14 protein-coding genes are annotated in these 13,856 nt (G+C 67.0%); 10 read left to right on the top strand and 4 right to left on the bottom strand.

Annotation, left to right across the window (positions count from 1 at the left end; translation table 11 throughout):
- A partial coding sequence (locus G3N99_RS22440) for an FAD-dependent oxidoreductase (RefSeq protein ID WP_206123508.1) occupies positions 1-1,239 on the bottom strand: 1,239 nt, incomplete at its 3' end.
- Between the two features lie 388 nt (positions 1,240-1,627).
- On the opposite strand from G3N99_RS22440, the gene G3N99_RS22445 reads away from it, so the two are divergent.
- Complete coding sequence (locus G3N99_RS22445; protein ID WP_006401505.1) at positions 1,628-1,906, top strand: HU family DNA-binding protein; 279 nt, start codon at positions 1,628-1,630, stop codon at positions 1,904-1,906.
- A 118-nt stretch (positions 1,907-2,024) separates the two neighbouring features.
- Here the strand turns inward: G3N99_RS22445 and G3N99_RS22450 are convergent, their stop codons facing one another.
- Together G3N99_RS22450 and G3N99_RS22455 are read right to left on the bottom strand one after the other, a co-directional pair.
- Positions 2,025-3,338, bottom strand: a complete 1,314-nt coding sequence (locus G3N99_RS22450; RefSeq protein WP_206123509.1) for a GTP-binding protein — start codon at positions 3,336-3,338, stop codon at positions 2,025-2,027.
- A 159-nt stretch (positions 3,339-3,497) separates the two neighbouring features.
- The gene (locus G3N99_RS22455; protein WP_174940268.1) at positions 3,498-3,947 is read right to left on the bottom strand and encodes a lytic transglycosylase domain-containing protein; all 450 of its coding nucleotides are present in this window, start codon (positions 3,945-3,947) and stop codon (positions 3,498-3,500) included.
- 367 nt (positions 3,948-4,314) lie between these two features.
- Here G3N99_RS22455 and gspD point away from each other — a divergent pair, with 367 nt between their 5' ends.
- Genes gspD through gspF form a run of 3 tightly spaced genes read left to right on the top strand, consistent with a single transcriptional unit; the run spans position 4,315 to position 9,378 of the window.
- Positions 4,315-6,660 (top strand): type II secretion system secretin GspD, encoded by a 2,346-nt coding sequence (gspD, locus tag G3N99_RS22460; protein WP_206123510.1) that lies wholly within the window; start codon positions 4,315-4,317, stop codon positions 6,658-6,660.
- Entirely contained in the window at positions 6,657-8,156 is a 1,500-nt protein-coding gene (gene gspE / locus G3N99_RS22465) for a type II secretion system ATPase GspE (RefSeq protein WP_174940272.1), read from the top strand. Before gspD ends, gspE begins: the two co-directional genes overlap by 4 nt.
- Positions 8,157-8,160: 4 nt before the next feature.
- Positions 8,161-9,378: a type II secretion system inner membrane protein GspF gene (gspF, locus tag G3N99_RS22470; RefSeq protein ID WP_174940274.1), complete on the top strand. Its 1,218-nt coding sequence runs from the start codon at positions 8,161-8,163 to the stop codon at positions 9,376-9,378.
- A gap of 35 nt (positions 9,379-9,413) precedes the next feature.
- Here gspF and G3N99_RS22475 read toward each other — a convergent pair whose 3' ends face one another.
- Positions 9,414-9,824, bottom strand: coding sequence for a general secretion pathway protein GspC (locus G3N99_RS22475; protein ID WP_174940276.1), 411 nt, complete (start codon positions 9,822-9,824; stop codon positions 9,414-9,416).
- 175 nt (positions 9,825-9,999) lie between these two features.
- Between G3N99_RS22475 and gspG the strand changes: the two genes are divergently transcribed.
- The 6 genes from gspG to gspL form a co-directional block, all read left to right on the top strand.
- Positions 10,000-10,452 (top strand): type II secretion system major pseudopilin GspG, encoded by a 453-nt coding sequence (gene gspG, locus G3N99_RS22480; protein WP_011350483.1) that lies wholly within the window; start codon positions 10,000-10,002, stop codon positions 10,450-10,452.
- 39 nt (positions 10,453-10,491) lie between these two features.
- On the top strand, positions 10,492-11,061 hold the full coding sequence (locus tag G3N99_RS22485) for a GspH/FimT family pseudopilin (protein WP_206123511.1): 570 nt from the start codon (positions 10,492-10,494) through the stop codon (positions 11,059-11,061).
- A gap of 2 nt (positions 11,062-11,063) precedes the next feature.
- Complete coding sequence (gspI, locus tag G3N99_RS22490) at positions 11,064-11,465, top strand: type II secretion system minor pseudopilin GspI (protein WP_011350481.1); 402 nt, start codon at positions 11,064-11,066, stop codon at positions 11,463-11,465.
- A complete protein-coding gene (locus G3N99_RS22495; protein ID WP_174940281.1) occupies positions 11,443-12,132 on the top strand; it encodes a prepilin-type N-terminal cleavage/methylation domain-containing protein in 690 nt (229 codons plus the stop codon). Before gspI ends, G3N99_RS22495 begins: the two co-directional genes overlap by 23 nt.
- A 2-nt stretch (positions 12,133-12,134) precedes the next feature.
- Positions 12,135-13,265 carry a type II secretion system minor pseudopilin GspK gene (gene gspK / locus G3N99_RS22500; RefSeq protein WP_174940282.1) on the top strand — a complete coding sequence of 377 codons (1,131 nt, stop codon included), beginning with the start codon at positions 12,135-12,137 and terminating at the stop codon, positions 13,263-13,265.
- Positions 13,266-13,291: 26 nt separating this feature from the next.
- Positions 13,292-13,856 (top strand): type II secretion system protein GspL (gene gspL / locus G3N99_RS22505; RefSeq protein ID WP_346778496.1); only part of this gene is annotated, 565 nt, incomplete at its 3' end.

Here is a 13,856-nt window from a genome sequence, read left to right on the forward strand (position 1 = left end):
CGCGAGCAAGCGCACGCGCTCGCCGGCCGCCGCGTATTGAGCCGCGCAAAGGCCGGCCGGCCAGACGGCGCCACCGTGCGGAAACAGCAGGCCACCCTGCGCGACCGGCAGGTTCAGGCGCGCGCGCGCGGCCTCGACGTCGAGCAGCGAGACATAGTCGGACGGCGCACCGAACGCATCGAATGCATCGCGCATCCGTTCGAAGTCGTCGGCCGATTCGGCGAGATGAATCATCCCGTGCGTGCTGCGCGCGAATGCATGGCCTGCACGTTCGAGTGCGCGCCAGCGTGCGATCGCATGCAGGAAGCCGCCGCGCGTGAGCCGGCTCGCGACGTTGTCGTCGCGTGTCATCAACGGATGGAATACCCCGGCCGGATTGCCCGATGCTTCGTTCGCGATCCGGTCGTGCCGCTCGATCAGCGTGACTTCCCAGCCGCGCGCGACCAGGCGTTCGACGACCGCGCAGCCCGCCAGGCCCGCGCCGATCACGATCGCGCGGCGCGTTGCAACAGGCAGTGCAAGTGGCGGCTCGTGCCGGCGCGCGCGCCAGCGCGGCGCATATTCGCCGACGAGCAGATCGTCGACCTCGCGATACGTGAAACCCGACTTGCCGAGTGCGTGTTTCAACGCGTCCGAACTCGCATGCACTGCAAACGTTGCGTGTTCGCCGGCGATTTTCGAGAGCGCGCGGACCACGTCGGTTGCTTGCAGATCCGCGTCGTTCGACGACGCAAAGCCGTCGAGACAGAACGCGTCGGCGCGCGCGACGATCTTCCCCAGCATGTCGATTGCATCGCCGAACGCGAGCGTGAGCACCACGCGCCCTTCGTCGAATTCGAGCCGGTGCAGGCCGGGTACAAGCATCGGCCATACGTCGGCAAGTGCATCGACATCGGCGGATATGGTTGTGTCCGCAACGATATGGGAAGCCGCGCGGCGCAGGTCGTCGCGCGAGAACGGATGCGGTTCGACTGCGACAAAATGCAGCCGCTCGCAGCGCGCGGGATCGTCACGCCACGCGGCCCAGGCCGCGAGGAAACTGCCGCCCGCGCCGAATCCGGTCGCCACGATCGTGAACGTGCGGCGGCCCTGCCAGCGCGCCGGCAACCCGTTGCCGGCGACGAACACGCGATGCGCAAGTGCGCCTGATGCGCCGCGATGGAGGTCGCCGAACTCAGGCGAGACGAGCGTGCCGTCGTCGCGAAGCGCGAGCGAGGCGGGAACAAGTCGGTCGGTCATGCGAAACAAAAAACGTGGCAGCCAAGCCTGGCAAGGGATTGCGCGGGGCCGTCCGACCGGTCGTTGGAAAAAGCCAACGGCGCGGCGCACGGGCGGACCGCGCTGCGTATCCTGTCCGGGTGGCGCTGGTCAAAAAACGGGCAGTCGATGATTCATTCGGCGAAATACCGATGAAAATCTTTGAAACCCTTGTCGTTATTGGGTTTGCGCTGCGCTATCATAGCAACGCCGTACCGCGGGGTGGCCACCGGCTAACCGGAGGGCGCGTCGCGCGGGCCAGGATTCGGCGCTGTGTCGTCGGAGTCTGACTCTCGACGGCACGGTTCGCGCACGTATAATCGGCGCGTTCGCGCTGTTCGTGTCAACCTAACCTGATAAAGGAACCTTAATGAACAAACAGGAACTGATCGACGCCGTCGCCGCCCAAACGGGCGCCAGCAAGGCTCAAACCGGCGAAACGCTGGACACGCTGCTCGAAGTCATCAAGAAGGCCGTGTCGAAGGGTGATGCGGTTCAGCTGATCGGCTTCGGCAGCTTCGGTTCGGGCAAGCGCGCAGCACGTACGGGCCGCAACCCGAAGACCGGCGAAACCATCAAGATCCCGGCAGCCAAGACGGTCAAGTTCACGGCTGGCAAGGCGTTCAAGGACGCCGTCAACAAGCGTTAAACCAGCGCCTGTTCCAAGAAAAACCCGCCTTTCGGCGGGTTTTTTGTTGGGCGCGCGCAGCATTTTCGCCACAGTCCGCGCCCCTCTTGCAAGATTTAACGGTTGTTTTTACAACGCGTTACGCGTGCACGATCTGCGTGTCGCCGTGATCGTCGTCGTCGTGCGAATCGACATCCCACGCCGGGAACGGATCGTCGAACGCATGCCATCCGGCCGCGCCGAGTGCGAATTCCGCATCGGTCAGCAGGCACGCATCGAGCTTCGCGCGCCATGCATCCGCGTCGAGCGCGATGCCGATCAGCACGAGTTCCTGCCGGCGATCGCCCACTGCGCGATCGTCGAGATCGCCGTGCCATTCGGCGCGGATTTCACCGAGCAGCTCATCGTCGTCCGGCCATTCCGCGCGATCCTGCGCCGCCCACCAGAGACCTGCCGGGCCATGCCGGCATACGCCGCCTGCCTGCGACAGCGAACCCGCGATGTCGTTGCGCGTCGAGAGCCAGAAGAAGCCCTTGCTGCGCAGCACGCCCGGCCACTCCTGATGCAACAGCGCCCAGAGTCGTGCCGGATGAAACGGCCGGCGCGCGCGGTAAACAAAATTGTCGATGCCGAATTCGTCGGCTTCGCCGTGCACGTGCGCATGATGTTCGTCATGGCAGTCCGGGTCGTCGCAATGCGTGTGATCGTGATCGAGCGACGTGAGCCAGCCCGGCGCGTTCGCGGCTTCGTCGAAATCGAAGCGGCCCGTGTTCAGCACTTCGTCGAGCGGCACGTTGCCGAACGTCGACACGACCTGGTGCGCGCGCGGATTGAGTCGCGCGAGGATGTGCTGCAGGCGTGCGAGGTCGTCCGCGGGGACGAGGTCGGCCTTGTTGATCACCAGCACGTCGCAGAACTCGATCTGCTCGATCAGCAGCTCGACGAGCGTGCGATCGTCCTCTTCCGATGCGGCAATGCCGCGCGTCGCGAGCGCATCGTCCGAGCCGTAGTCGCGCAGGAAGTTGTACGCATCGACCACGGTGACGAGCGTGTCGAGCCGCGCGATTTTCGACAGCGACGTGCCATCGTCGTCGACGAACGTGAAGGTTTCGGCGATCGGCATCGGCTCCGCGATGCCGGTCGATTCGATCATGATCGCGTCGAAGCGCCCTTCGGACGCGAGCGTGCGGATCTCGACGAGCAGGTCGTCGCGCAGCGTGCAGCAGATGCAGCCGTTCGACATCTCGACGAGGCGTTCCTCGACGTGCGACAGCGCTTGCGCGTCGCGCACGAGCGATGCATCGATGTTGACCGCCGCGAGATCGTTGACGATCACGGCGACTTTCAGGCCCGCGCGGTTCGCGAGGATGTGATTGAGCAGCGTGGTCTTGCCGGCGCCGAGGAAGCCGGACAGCACGGTGACGGGCAACGGCTGGTTCATTGCCGGATTCATAGCGATATGCACCAACGGAAAAATTGAAAAAGCGGCCGCGACGCCCTTCCGGGGCGCGATCGTCCCGCGGACGGGCGAAATTGCGGCGTGAGATCCGCATTGTGCATCAAACGCGCGCCGGCTGGCCGGTACGGCGTCAGGCCGCGCTGCGGCGCCGCGTCATGGCGCGGGCGGCAGCAGCTTCCACTGGGTCAGGATGCCGGCGATCTGCCGCGCGTACTTGTCGCGCAGCGACGGGGTTTCCGAATGATAGGCGCCGATCGCCTGCCACGTGTTGCCGTAGCGGTTCATCTTCTGCTTGAGGTGCCACGCGGCGATGTACACGTTCTTGCACGGCTCCATCAGCGTGTCGCGGCCGATTCCGTAGCGCGACAGCGTCGGCAGGTGGATCGAATTGATCTGCATCAGGCCGTAGTCGACCGAGCCGTTCGTGTTCTTGTTCAGCGCGCCGGGCCGGTTGCGCGATTCCTGCCACGCGATCGCGCGCAGGATCAACGGATTGACCTGCTGATATTTAGCCGCTTCGTCGAAACAGTCCGCGCGAGCGTTCGCGCTGGCGAAATACACGCCGGCGGCGATCAACGCGATCGAAACGAACCGTCTGTTCATGGTGCGAAATTGACAAGAAAATACGCGAGGGTCGGGAAAACCCGTGCCTGTTATTCGTGCGACGAGAATCGTGCCGCCCGTATCATACCGACAGTCCGTCAGCTTGCGACATACAGGAATACGGCAGCCCGGTTATACCGCATTTCCGTGTCGATTCATCATGAAACGGGGGCGATGGACGGCATGCCGAGAACAGTGCCGAGTCTTACATATTGCATACGGTTCACCGGATACATGTCGTATGTGAGACAGTCCTCGGATCAATGTGATATTTCGGACATGAAAAACTGCTAATGTCGCCTCTTTCGGACTTGGATCCCAGCACTACCGCCGGAAGTGGCCTGAGCCGGCATCGACCCATTCATCCATGACAAGAAATCGCTTCGTTATGCGGCGTGTCGCCACGACCCTGATCGTCGCCGGCATCATCGTCTCGCAGGCCGCCTACGCTCAGGTCACGCTCAATTTCGTGAATGCGGATATCGACCAGGTCGCCAAGGCGATCGGCGCCGCAACCGGCAAGACCATCATCGTCGACCCTCGTGTGAAGGGGCAGCTCAACCTCGTGGCCGAGCGCCCGGTGCCGGAAGACCAGGCGCTGAAGACGCTGCAGTCGGCGCTGCGCATGCAGGGCTTCGCACTCGTGCAGGATCACGGCGTGCTGAAGGTCGTGCCCGAGGCCGACGCGAAACTGCAGGGCGTGCCGACCTACGTCGGCAATGCACCGCAGGCGCGCGGCGACCAGGTGATCACGCAGGTGTTCGAGCTGCACAATGAATCGGCGAACAACCTGCTGCCCGTGCTGCGGCCGCTGATCTCGCCGAACAACACGGTCACTGCCTACCCGGCGAACAACACGATCGTCGTGACCGACTACGCGGACAACGTGCGGCGCATCGCGCAGATCATCGCGGGCGTGGACAGCGCTGCGGGCGCGCAGGTGCAGGTCATTCCGCTGCGCAACGCGAACGCGATCGACCTCGCCGCGCAACTGCAGAAAATGCTCGACCCGGGCGCGATCGGCAACAGTGACGCCACGCTGAAGGTGTCGGTCACGGCCGACCCGCGCACCAACTCGCTGATGCTGCGCGCATCGAGCGCGTCGCGCCTCGCGGCCGCCAAGCGGCTCGTGCAGCAGCTCGACGCGCCGAGCGGCGTACCGGGCAACATGCACGTCGTAGCGCTGCGCAACGCCGATGCGGTGAAGCTCGCGAAGACGCTGCGCGGGATGCTCGGCAAGGGGAGCGGCAGCGACAGCGGCTCGTCGGCATCGTCCAACGATGCGAACAGCTTCAACCAGAACGGCGGCTCGTCGTCGAGCGGCAACTTCTCGACCGGCACGTCGGGCACCCCGCCGCTGCCGTCGGGCGGCCTCGGCGGCTCGTCGTCCTCGTCGTCGTACGGCGGCTCGTCCGGTAGTGGCGGCGGGCTCGGCTCGGCCGGCCTGCTGGGCGGCGACAAGGACAAGGGCGACGACAACCAGCCCGGCGGGATGATCCAGGCCGATGCGGCGACCAATTCGCTGATCATCACCGCGTCGGATCCGGTTTACCGGAACCTGCGCTCGGTGATCGACCAGCTCGATGCGCGGCGTGCGCAGGTCTATATCGAAGCGCTGATCGTCGAACTGAACTCGAACACGCAGGGCAACCTCGGCATCCAGTGGCAGGTGGCGAGCGGCCAGTTCCTCGGCGGCACGAACCTGAACCCTACGGCCGGCCTGGGCAACAGCATCGTCAACCTGACGGCGGGCGGTGTGACCAACGCTGCCGGCGGCATCACCGGAGGCGGTCTGGCCGCCAACCTCGGGTCGCTGACCCAAGGGCTCAACATCGGCTGGCTGCACAACATGTTCGGCGTGCAGGGGCTCGGTGCGCTGCTGCAGTATTTCGCGGGCGTGAGCGACGCGAACGTGCTGTCGACGCCGAACCTGATCACGCTCGACAACGAGGAAGCGAAGATCGTCGTCGGCCAGAACGTGCCGATCGCGACCGGCTCGTATTCGAACCTGACGAGCGGCAACACGAACAATGCGTTCAATACCTACGATCGTCGCGACGTCGGCCTGACGCTGCACGTGAAGCCGCAGATTACCGACGGCGGGATCCTCAAGCTGCAGCTCTATACCGAGGATTCGGCGGTCGTCGCGGGTACCACGAGCGCGCAGACCGGCCCGACCTTCACGAAGCGCTCGATCCAGTCGACGATTCTCGCGGACAACGGCGAGATCATCGTGCTCGGCGGCTTGATGCAGGACAACTACCAGGTGTCGAACAGCAAGGTGCCGCTGCTCGGCGACATCCCGTGGATCGGCCAGCTGTTCCGTTCCGAATCGAAGATCCGCGCGAAAACCAACCTGATGGTGTTCCTGCGCCCGGTGATCATCTCCGATCGCAGCACCGCGCAGGAAGTCACGGCCAACCGCTACGACTACATCCAGGGCGTGACGGGTGCTTACAAGTCGGACAACAACGTGATCCGCGACAAGGACGATCCGGTCGTCCCGCCGATGCCGATCGGCCCGAGCCAGGGCGGCACGGCCGCGGGCAACCTGTTCGATCTCGACAAGATGCGTCGCCAGCAGGTGCAACGCCAGGTCGTGCCGGTGCCGGCCCAGCCGCTGCCGGAGGCGACACCCGCGCAGCCGCAGGGCGTGCCGCAGCAGACGGTGCCGCAACAGCCGCTGACGGCCACGCCGGGAGCGTCGCAGTGAGTGACGTGCACGCGTCTTCCGTCCACGACGGCGCGCCGGGCGAACGGCAGCCGCCGTCGCCGCTCGCCGCGCGACTGCTGCCGTACGGCTTCGCGAAGAGCGGCCAGGTGCTGATCGCACACCAGCTCGACGACACGCTCGAGGTGTGGATCAGCGAACGCACGAGCGACGCCGCGCTCGCGGAGATCGCGCGCAACTTCGGCTCGATCTCCGTGCATCGCGTGCCGGCCGACGAACTCGCGCAGGCGATCAACCACGCGTACGCGCGCCAGGACGGCAGCGCTGCGCAGGTGGTCGGCGAGGTTGAAGGCGAAGTCGACCTGTCGCGGCTGATGCAGGACATCCCCGAAGTCGAGGATCTGCTCGAATCGGAAGACGACGCGCCGATCATCCGGATGATCAACGCTCTGCTCACGCAAGCGGCGCGCGAACAGGCGTCGGACATTCACATCGAGCCGTTCGAGAACGCATCGGTGGTGCGCTTTCGCGTCGATGGCACGCTGCGCGACGTCGTGCGGCCGAAGAAGGCGCTGCACGGCGCGCTGATCTCGCGGATCAAGATCATGGCGCAGCTCGACATCGCGGAGAAGCGCCTGCCGCAGGACGGCCGCATCACGCTGCGCGTCGGCGGCCGGCCGGTCGACGTGCGGGTGTCGACGCTGCCGACCGGGCACGGCGAGCGTGCGGTGCTGCGTCTGCTGGAAAAGGATGCGCAGCGGCTGAACCTCGAAGCGCTCGGGATGGGCCGCGACACGCTCGTGCAATTCGACAAGCTGATCGCGCGCCCGCACGGCATCGTGCTCGTCACGGGCCCGACGGGTTCGGGCAAGACGACCACGCTGTATGCGTCGATGTCGCGGCTCGAAACCGCGACGACCAACATCATGACCGTCGAGGACCCGATCGAATACGACCTCGGCGGGATCGGCCAGACGCAGGTGAACGAGCGGATCGGGATGACCTTTGCCCGTGCGCTGCGCTCGATCCTGCGCCAGGATCCGGACGTGATCATGATCGGCGAAATCCGCGACCTCGAAACTGCGCAGATCGCGGTGCAGGCATCGCTGACGGGCCACCTCGTGCTCGCGACGCTGCACACGAACGATGCGGCCTCGGCCGTCACGCGTCTGACCGACATGGGCGTCGAGCCCTACCTGCTCGCGTCGTCGCTGCTCGGCGTGCTCGCGCAGCGGCTCGTGCGCCAGCTCTGCCCCGTCTGCAAGGAAGAGCGCCAGGAAGAAGGCCGCACCGTGTGGCATCCGGTCGGCTGCGACAAGTGCGGGCATTCGGGCTATTCGGGCCGGCGCGGTGTATACGAACTGCTGCTGGTCGACGAGTCGATCCGTTCGCTGATCCACCGCAACGCGGCCGACGCGGAGATTCTCGCCGCCGGCCGTGCGGAAGGGATGCGCACGCTGCGCGACGATGCCGAGCGCTGGCTCGCGTCGGGCGCGACGTCGCTCGAGGAAGTGCTGCGCGTGACGGGAGGCGCATAGCGCGATGCCGGCATTCCGTTTCGAAGCAATCGATTCGGCGGGACGCGCGCAGAAAGGCGTCATCGATGCCGACAGCGCGCGTGCCGCGCGTGGCCAGCTGCGTACGCAGGGGCTGACGCCGCTCGTCGTCGAGCCGGCCGCCAGCGCGACGCGCGGGGCGCGTTCGCAGCGGCTCGCGTTCGGCCGCAAGCTGTCGCAGCGCGAACAGGCGATCCTCACGCGCCAGCTCGCGAGCCTCCTGATCGCCGGGCTGCCGCTCGACGAGGCGCTCGGCGTGCTGACCGAGCAGGCCGAGCGCGACTACATCCGCGAACTGATGGCCGCGATCCGCGCCGAAGTGCTCGGCGGCCATTCGCTCGCGAATGCGCTGGGCCAGCATCCGCGCGACTTCCCGGAAATCTACCGCGCGCTCGTCGCGGCGGGCGAGCACACCGGCAAGCTCGGCATCGTGCTGTCACGCCTCGCCGACTACATCGAGCAGAGCAACGCGCTGAAGCAGAAGATCCTGCTGGCGTTCACGTATCCGGGGATCGTCACGCTGATCGCATTCGGCATCGTCACGTTCCTGCTGAGCTACGTCGTGCCGCAGGTCGTCAACGTGTTCGCGAGCACGAAGCAGCAGTTGCCCATGCTGACGATCGTGATGATGGCGCTGTCGGATTTCGTGCGGCACTGGTGGTGGGCGATCCTGATCGCGGTCGTGCTGATCGTGTGGTTCGTGAAGGCGACGCTGTCGCGCGACGGGCCTCGCCTCGCGTTCGACCGCTGGGTGCTCACCGCGCCGCTCGCAGGCAAGCTCGTGCGCGGCTACAACACGGTGCGCTTCGCGAGCACGCTCGGCATCCTCACCGCGGCGGGCGTGCCGATCCTGCGTGCGTTGCAGGCGGCCGGCGAGACGCTGTCGAACCGCGCGATGCGCGCGAACATCGACGACGCGATCGTGCGGGTGCGCGAAGGCTCCGCGCTGTCGCGCGCGCTGAACAACGTGAAGACGTTTCCGCCGGTGCTCGTGCACCTGATCCGCTCGGGTGAAGCGACGGGCGACGTGACGACGATGCTGGATCGTGCGGCCGAAGGCGAAGCGCGCGAGCTCGAACGCCGCACGATGTTCCTGACGAGCCTGCTCGAGCCGCTGCTGATCCTGGCGATGGGGGGCATCGTGCTCGTGATCGTGCTGGCCGTGATGCTGCCGATCATCGAACTGAACAACATGGTGCAGTGACGGCCTGACCGTTGGTCGGGCCGTCGCCTTCGGCTTCAGCGCACGTAGATCGCCGGGGACGGCGTGTTGGCGGGGAGCTGGACTTCGGTGCGGGCGCCGTTGCGCTCGACGATGATCGAGCGGGGGCGGACTTCGGCGAGCTTGGCGCCGGACGTGACGTCCGCGCCGAGCGATACGGCACGCGGCGGTTCGCCGCCGACGCCGACGATCGCGGCGCCACCGTGGTCGAGCGCGAGGATGCCGAACAGGTGGATGTCCTGCACGGGATTCTTGTCGAGCTGACCGCCGAAGAGCGCCGCGGCGTCCTCGGTGCGAATCGGCAGCCGCGCGGCGGCGGCGGGCAGCGGCGCTTCACGGGCTGACAGCGTGACGACCCAGTAGGTGGCCGTCGCGCACAAACCCGCGAAGAGGGCTAGGGAGAGGATCCGGATCGAGAGCGCGTTCATGCGCGCTATTGTACGGATGTATATGAAATTTGCGTTGGGTGAAAGCCCTCGGCAATGCGCGCCTTACAATGCGTGCTCCGCGCCCGCGGGTTCGGAAGGTTGCCGTCAGGCAATCGTCCGGTGCGCCGGGTGCGTCACTCAACCAACGACATTTTTTGGAAAGAGGTAGTCAGTCATGCAAACGTGGATCACTCGCCGCAACGCGGCCGTGCGTCGTCAGCGCGGTTTCACGCTGATCGAGATCATGGTGGTGGTCGCGATCCTCGGGATCCTGGCGGCACTGATCGTGCCGAAGATCATGAGCCGCCCGGACGAGGCACGCCGCATCGCCGCGAAGCAGGACATCGGCACGATCATGCAGGCGCTCAAGCTGTACCGTCTCGACAACGGCCGCTACCCGACCCAGGATCAGGGCCTGAACGCGCTGATCCAGAAGCCGTCCACCGATCCGATCCCGAACAACTGGAAGGACGGCGGCTATCTCGAGCGCCTGCCGAACGATCCGTGGGGTAACGGCTACAAGTACCTGAACCCGGGCGTGCACGGCGAGATCGACGTGTTCAGCTACGGCGCCGACGGCAAGGAAGGCGGCGAAGGCAACGACACCGACATCGGTTCGTGGCAATAAGCCTTCACTGACCGGCCAGACGCATCGTTCCCGTTCTCCATGCTCGCTATTCGCACGACCTCCCGCTGCGGCCGCGATTGCCGTGTGCGTCGCGGCGCGGCTTCGTCCGCGCCGGCGCGTGCCGACGGCGGGCAGGCGTTGCCCCGTGCGCGGCGTCATCGCGCGCGCGGCTTCACGCTGCTCGAAATGCTGGTCGTGCTCGTGATCGCGGGGTTGCTCGTGTCGCTCGCGTCCTTGTCGCTCACGCGCAATCCGCGCACCGACCTGCGCGAGGAAGCGCAGCGCATCGCGCTGCTGTTCGAGACGGCCGGCGACGAAGCGCAGGTGCGCGCCCGGCCGATCGCGTGGCAGCCGACCGCGCACGGCTTCCGTTTCGACGTGAACTCGCCCGACGGCTGGCGCACGCTGCGCGACGACCTGCTGCGCCCGCGTGACTGGGACGGTGGCGTCACCGGCGCCGATATCGACTATCCGGGGTCCGACACGCACGCGAATCGCGTCGTGTTCGGCACCGAGAGCATCGACACGCCGGTGCGCGTGACACTGCATTCGGCGGTCGGCAGCGCGACGATCGTCGGCACCGGCAACGGCCGCTACGAGGTGCAATGACGATGCGTCGTCGCCTGCCCTCTTCCGTTTCTTCATCGCGCGGTTTCACGATGATCGAAGTGCTGGTCGCACTCGCGATCATCGCGGTCGCGCTCGCCGCGTCGATCCGCGCGGTCGGCACGATGGCGAACAATGCGTCCGATCTTCATCGCCGGCTGCTCGCCGGCTGGAGCGCCGACAACGCGCTCGCGCAGATGCGGCTCACGCATGCGTGGCCGGAGATCGGCGAACAGAGTTTCGACTGCTCGCAAGGCAACGTGCAGCTCGTCTGCACGCAGCGTGTGAGCACCACGCCCAACCCGGTGTTCCGGCGCGTGCGGATTTCGGTGAGCATGCCCGGGCACACCGGCGTGCTGGCGCAGATGGTGACGGTGGTCGCGAATGAAACCAGCCGTCCGCTCTGACGCGCCGATGCGACGCCCGCTCGCCCGCCCTGCCCGCGGCTTCACGCTGATCGAGCTGATGATCGCGATCGCGATCCTCGCGGTGGTCGCGATCCTCGCGTGGCGCGGGCTCGACCAGATCATGCGCGGCCGCGACAAGGTCGCGGCCGCGATGGAAGACGAGCGCGTGTTCGCGCAGATGTTCGACCAGATGCGCATCGATGCACGCCTCGCCGCGACCGACGACGAGGCCGGCCAGCCGGCGATCGGCGTGGCCGGCAATACGCTGCAGATCGTCCGCGAACTCGAGGTGCCGGGCGTTGCGCCACGGCTGCAGGTGGTCCGTTACCGGATCGCCGGCGGGCGCGTCGTGCGCTACGCATCGCCGCCGATCGACGACGCGAACCGGCTGCGCAGCACGCTGAAGGACAGCAGCGTAGAAGGCTGGAGCTGGGTCGCGCTGATGGGCGGCGTCGGCGCGATCGACGCGAAGCTTTACGTGCCGCGCGTGGGCTGGACCACCAACCTGCAGACGGCCGACGAAGCGCTCGCGCAGAACAACGATGCACTCAAGGTGCCGCAGATCGGCAACGCGCCGCCTGCGCGCGCGGTGACGGGGCTGCAGGTCAGCATCGGTGCGACGTCGCTGCGCGTGCCGGTCACGCGCATCTTCCTCGTCGGGGAATGACGATGCGCGCGCGCCCTCACCGCTCATTAATTGCCGCCCGTGCCAGCGGTCGCGCACGGGCACGCGGTCGTCAGCGCGGCGCGGCGATCATCACGGCGCTGCTCGTCGTCGCGCTGTCGGCGATCCTCGTCTCGGGGATGCTGTGGCGCCAGCAGGTGCAGATCCGCCGCATCGAGAACCAGCGCGTGATCGCGCAGGCGCAGTGGGTCGCGCGCGGCGCGCTCGACTGGACCCGGATGATCCTGCGCTCCGAAGGCGACACGGCGCCCGGCATCACGTATCTCGGCGGGATCTGGGGCGTGCCGATCGCGAAGACGAAACTGTCGGACTTCCTCGGCCGGATCGGCGCACCCAACGACACCGGCAGCGAAGACACCTATCTCTCCGGCTCGATCGAGGACGCGCAGGCGAAGTTCAACCTGCGCAACCTCGTGGCGTCGCCGGCGCCCGGCGTGCTGCAGTTGAACGTCACGCAGGTCCAGGCATTCCAGCGCCTGCTGACGACGCTCGGCTACGACGGCGCGTTCGCGAAGCGCATCGCGCTGCAGGTGCGCGCGAGCCTGCTGAATTCGGCGACGCGTTTCCAGATGCCGACGCTGCCGGGTGGCGGCACGGCGCCGCCGATCACCGCGCCGGTGACGACCGATCAGCAAGGCGGCGGCGGCTTCACCGACGATCCGGGCATGACGGGCGGCGACCGCGGGCCGGCGCCGCTGGTGATGACGGGCGTCGACAGCCTGCTCGACGTCGACGGCGTGACGCCCGAGATGGTCGCGCGGCTGCGCCCGTTCGTCACCGTGCTGCCGACCACGACGCCGGTGAACATGAACACCGCGCCGGCCGAGGTGATCGCGGCGCTGATGCCGGGGATGAGCGTGTCGTCCGCGCAGGCGCTCGTGTCGCGCCGCGAGACCGTGTTTTTCCGCAACGTCGGCGACGTGCAGCTCGCGCTGCGCGGCGCCGGTGCGCCGAACGTGACGCTCGACTCGAGCGTCATCGACGTCAATTCGAGCTATTTCATCGTGCATGGCCGGATCCAGCATGAACGCGCGGAGGTCGATCGCACCTCGCTCGTGTATCGTGATCCGACCACGCATTCGACACGGGTCGTGCGCATTCGCGACCAGCTATAACGACGCCAATCGGGAGAGGAGCTCTTGTGAGCACGTTGATTGTTTCTTTGCCGCCGCGCGAGCCTGCCGTGCCGTTGCAGGAATGGCAGTGGCCCGAGCTGCCGTTCACGCTCGTCGACAAGGCCGGCCATGTGCAGCGCGCCGGCCGTGCCGCGCTTGCGCTGCTGCCGCGCGCGAACGCGACGGTGCTGATCGTCGCCGCGCGCGACGTGCTGCTGCTGGCCGCGACCGTGCCGCCGCTCAAGGGCCCGAAGCTGCGTCAGGCGCTGCCCAACATCGTCGAGGATCAGCTGATCCAGGATCCGCTCGGCTGCCATATCGCGCTCGATCCGGACGCACTGCCCGACGGGCGCCGCGTGCTGGCCGTCGTCGATCGCGCGTGGTTCCGCACGATCTGCGACGCGTTCACGGCGGCCGGCCACCGGCACCTGAGCGCGGTGCCTGCAACCCGCTGCCTGCCGGCGCCGCACTCAACCGTCGCGCCGGCCGACAGCGAAGTCGATGCCGCCGCGGTTGCCGCCGACGCCGTCGAGGCGCCGCCCGCCCGTCCGGCGACGGTAGCCGCGGTGCTCGGGCTTGCGGCATCGGTCG

The organism is Burkholderia sp. Ac-20392 (assembly GCF_017104585.1).
GTDB lineage: Bacteria > Pseudomonadota > Gammaproteobacteria > Burkholderiales > Burkholderiaceae > Burkholderia > Burkholderia lata.

Bases quoted from the DNA above. Each gene is read 5' to 3' on its own strand.
- G3N99_RS22455 (WP_174940268.1), bottom strand. From the start codon at position 3,947: ATGAACAGACGGTTCGTTTCGATCGCGTTGATCGCCGCCGGCGTGTAT.
- G3N99_RS22495 (WP_174940281.1), top strand. From the start codon at position 11,443: ATGAAACCAGCCGTCCGCTCTGACGCGCCGATGCGACGCCCGCTCGCC.
- gspF (WP_174940274.1), top strand. From the start codon at position 8,161: ATGCCGGCATTCCGTTTCGAAGCAATCGATTCGGCGGGACGCGCGCAG.
- gspG (WP_011350483.1), top strand. From the start codon at position 10,000: ATGCAAACGTGGATCACTCGCCGCAACGCGGCCGTGCGTCGTCAGCGC.
- G3N99_RS22485 (WP_206123511.1), top strand. From the start codon at position 10,492: ATGCTCGCTATTCGCACGACCTCCCGCTGCGGCCGCGATTGCCGTGTG.
- G3N99_RS22450 (WP_206123509.1), bottom strand. From the start codon at position 3,338: ATGAATCCGGCAATGAACCAGCCGTTGCCCGTCACCGTGCTGTCCGGC.
- gspD (WP_206123510.1), top strand. From the start codon at position 4,315: ATGACAAGAAATCGCTTCGTTATGCGGCGTGTCGCCACGACCCTGATC.
- gspI (WP_011350481.1), top strand. From the start codon at position 11,064: ATGCGTCGTCGCCTGCCCTCTTCCGTTTCTTCATCGCGCGGTTTCACG.
- G3N99_RS22475 (WP_174940276.1), bottom strand. From the start codon at position 9,824: ATGAACGCGCTCTCGATCCGGATCCTCTCCCTAGCCCTCTTCGCGGGT.
- G3N99_RS22445 (WP_006401505.1), top strand. From the start codon at position 1,628: ATGAACAAACAGGAACTGATCGACGCCGTCGCCGCCCAAACGGGCGCC.
- gspK (WP_174940282.1), top strand. From the start codon at position 12,135: ATGCGCGCGCGCCCTCACCGCTCATTAATTGCCGCCCGTGCCAGCGGT.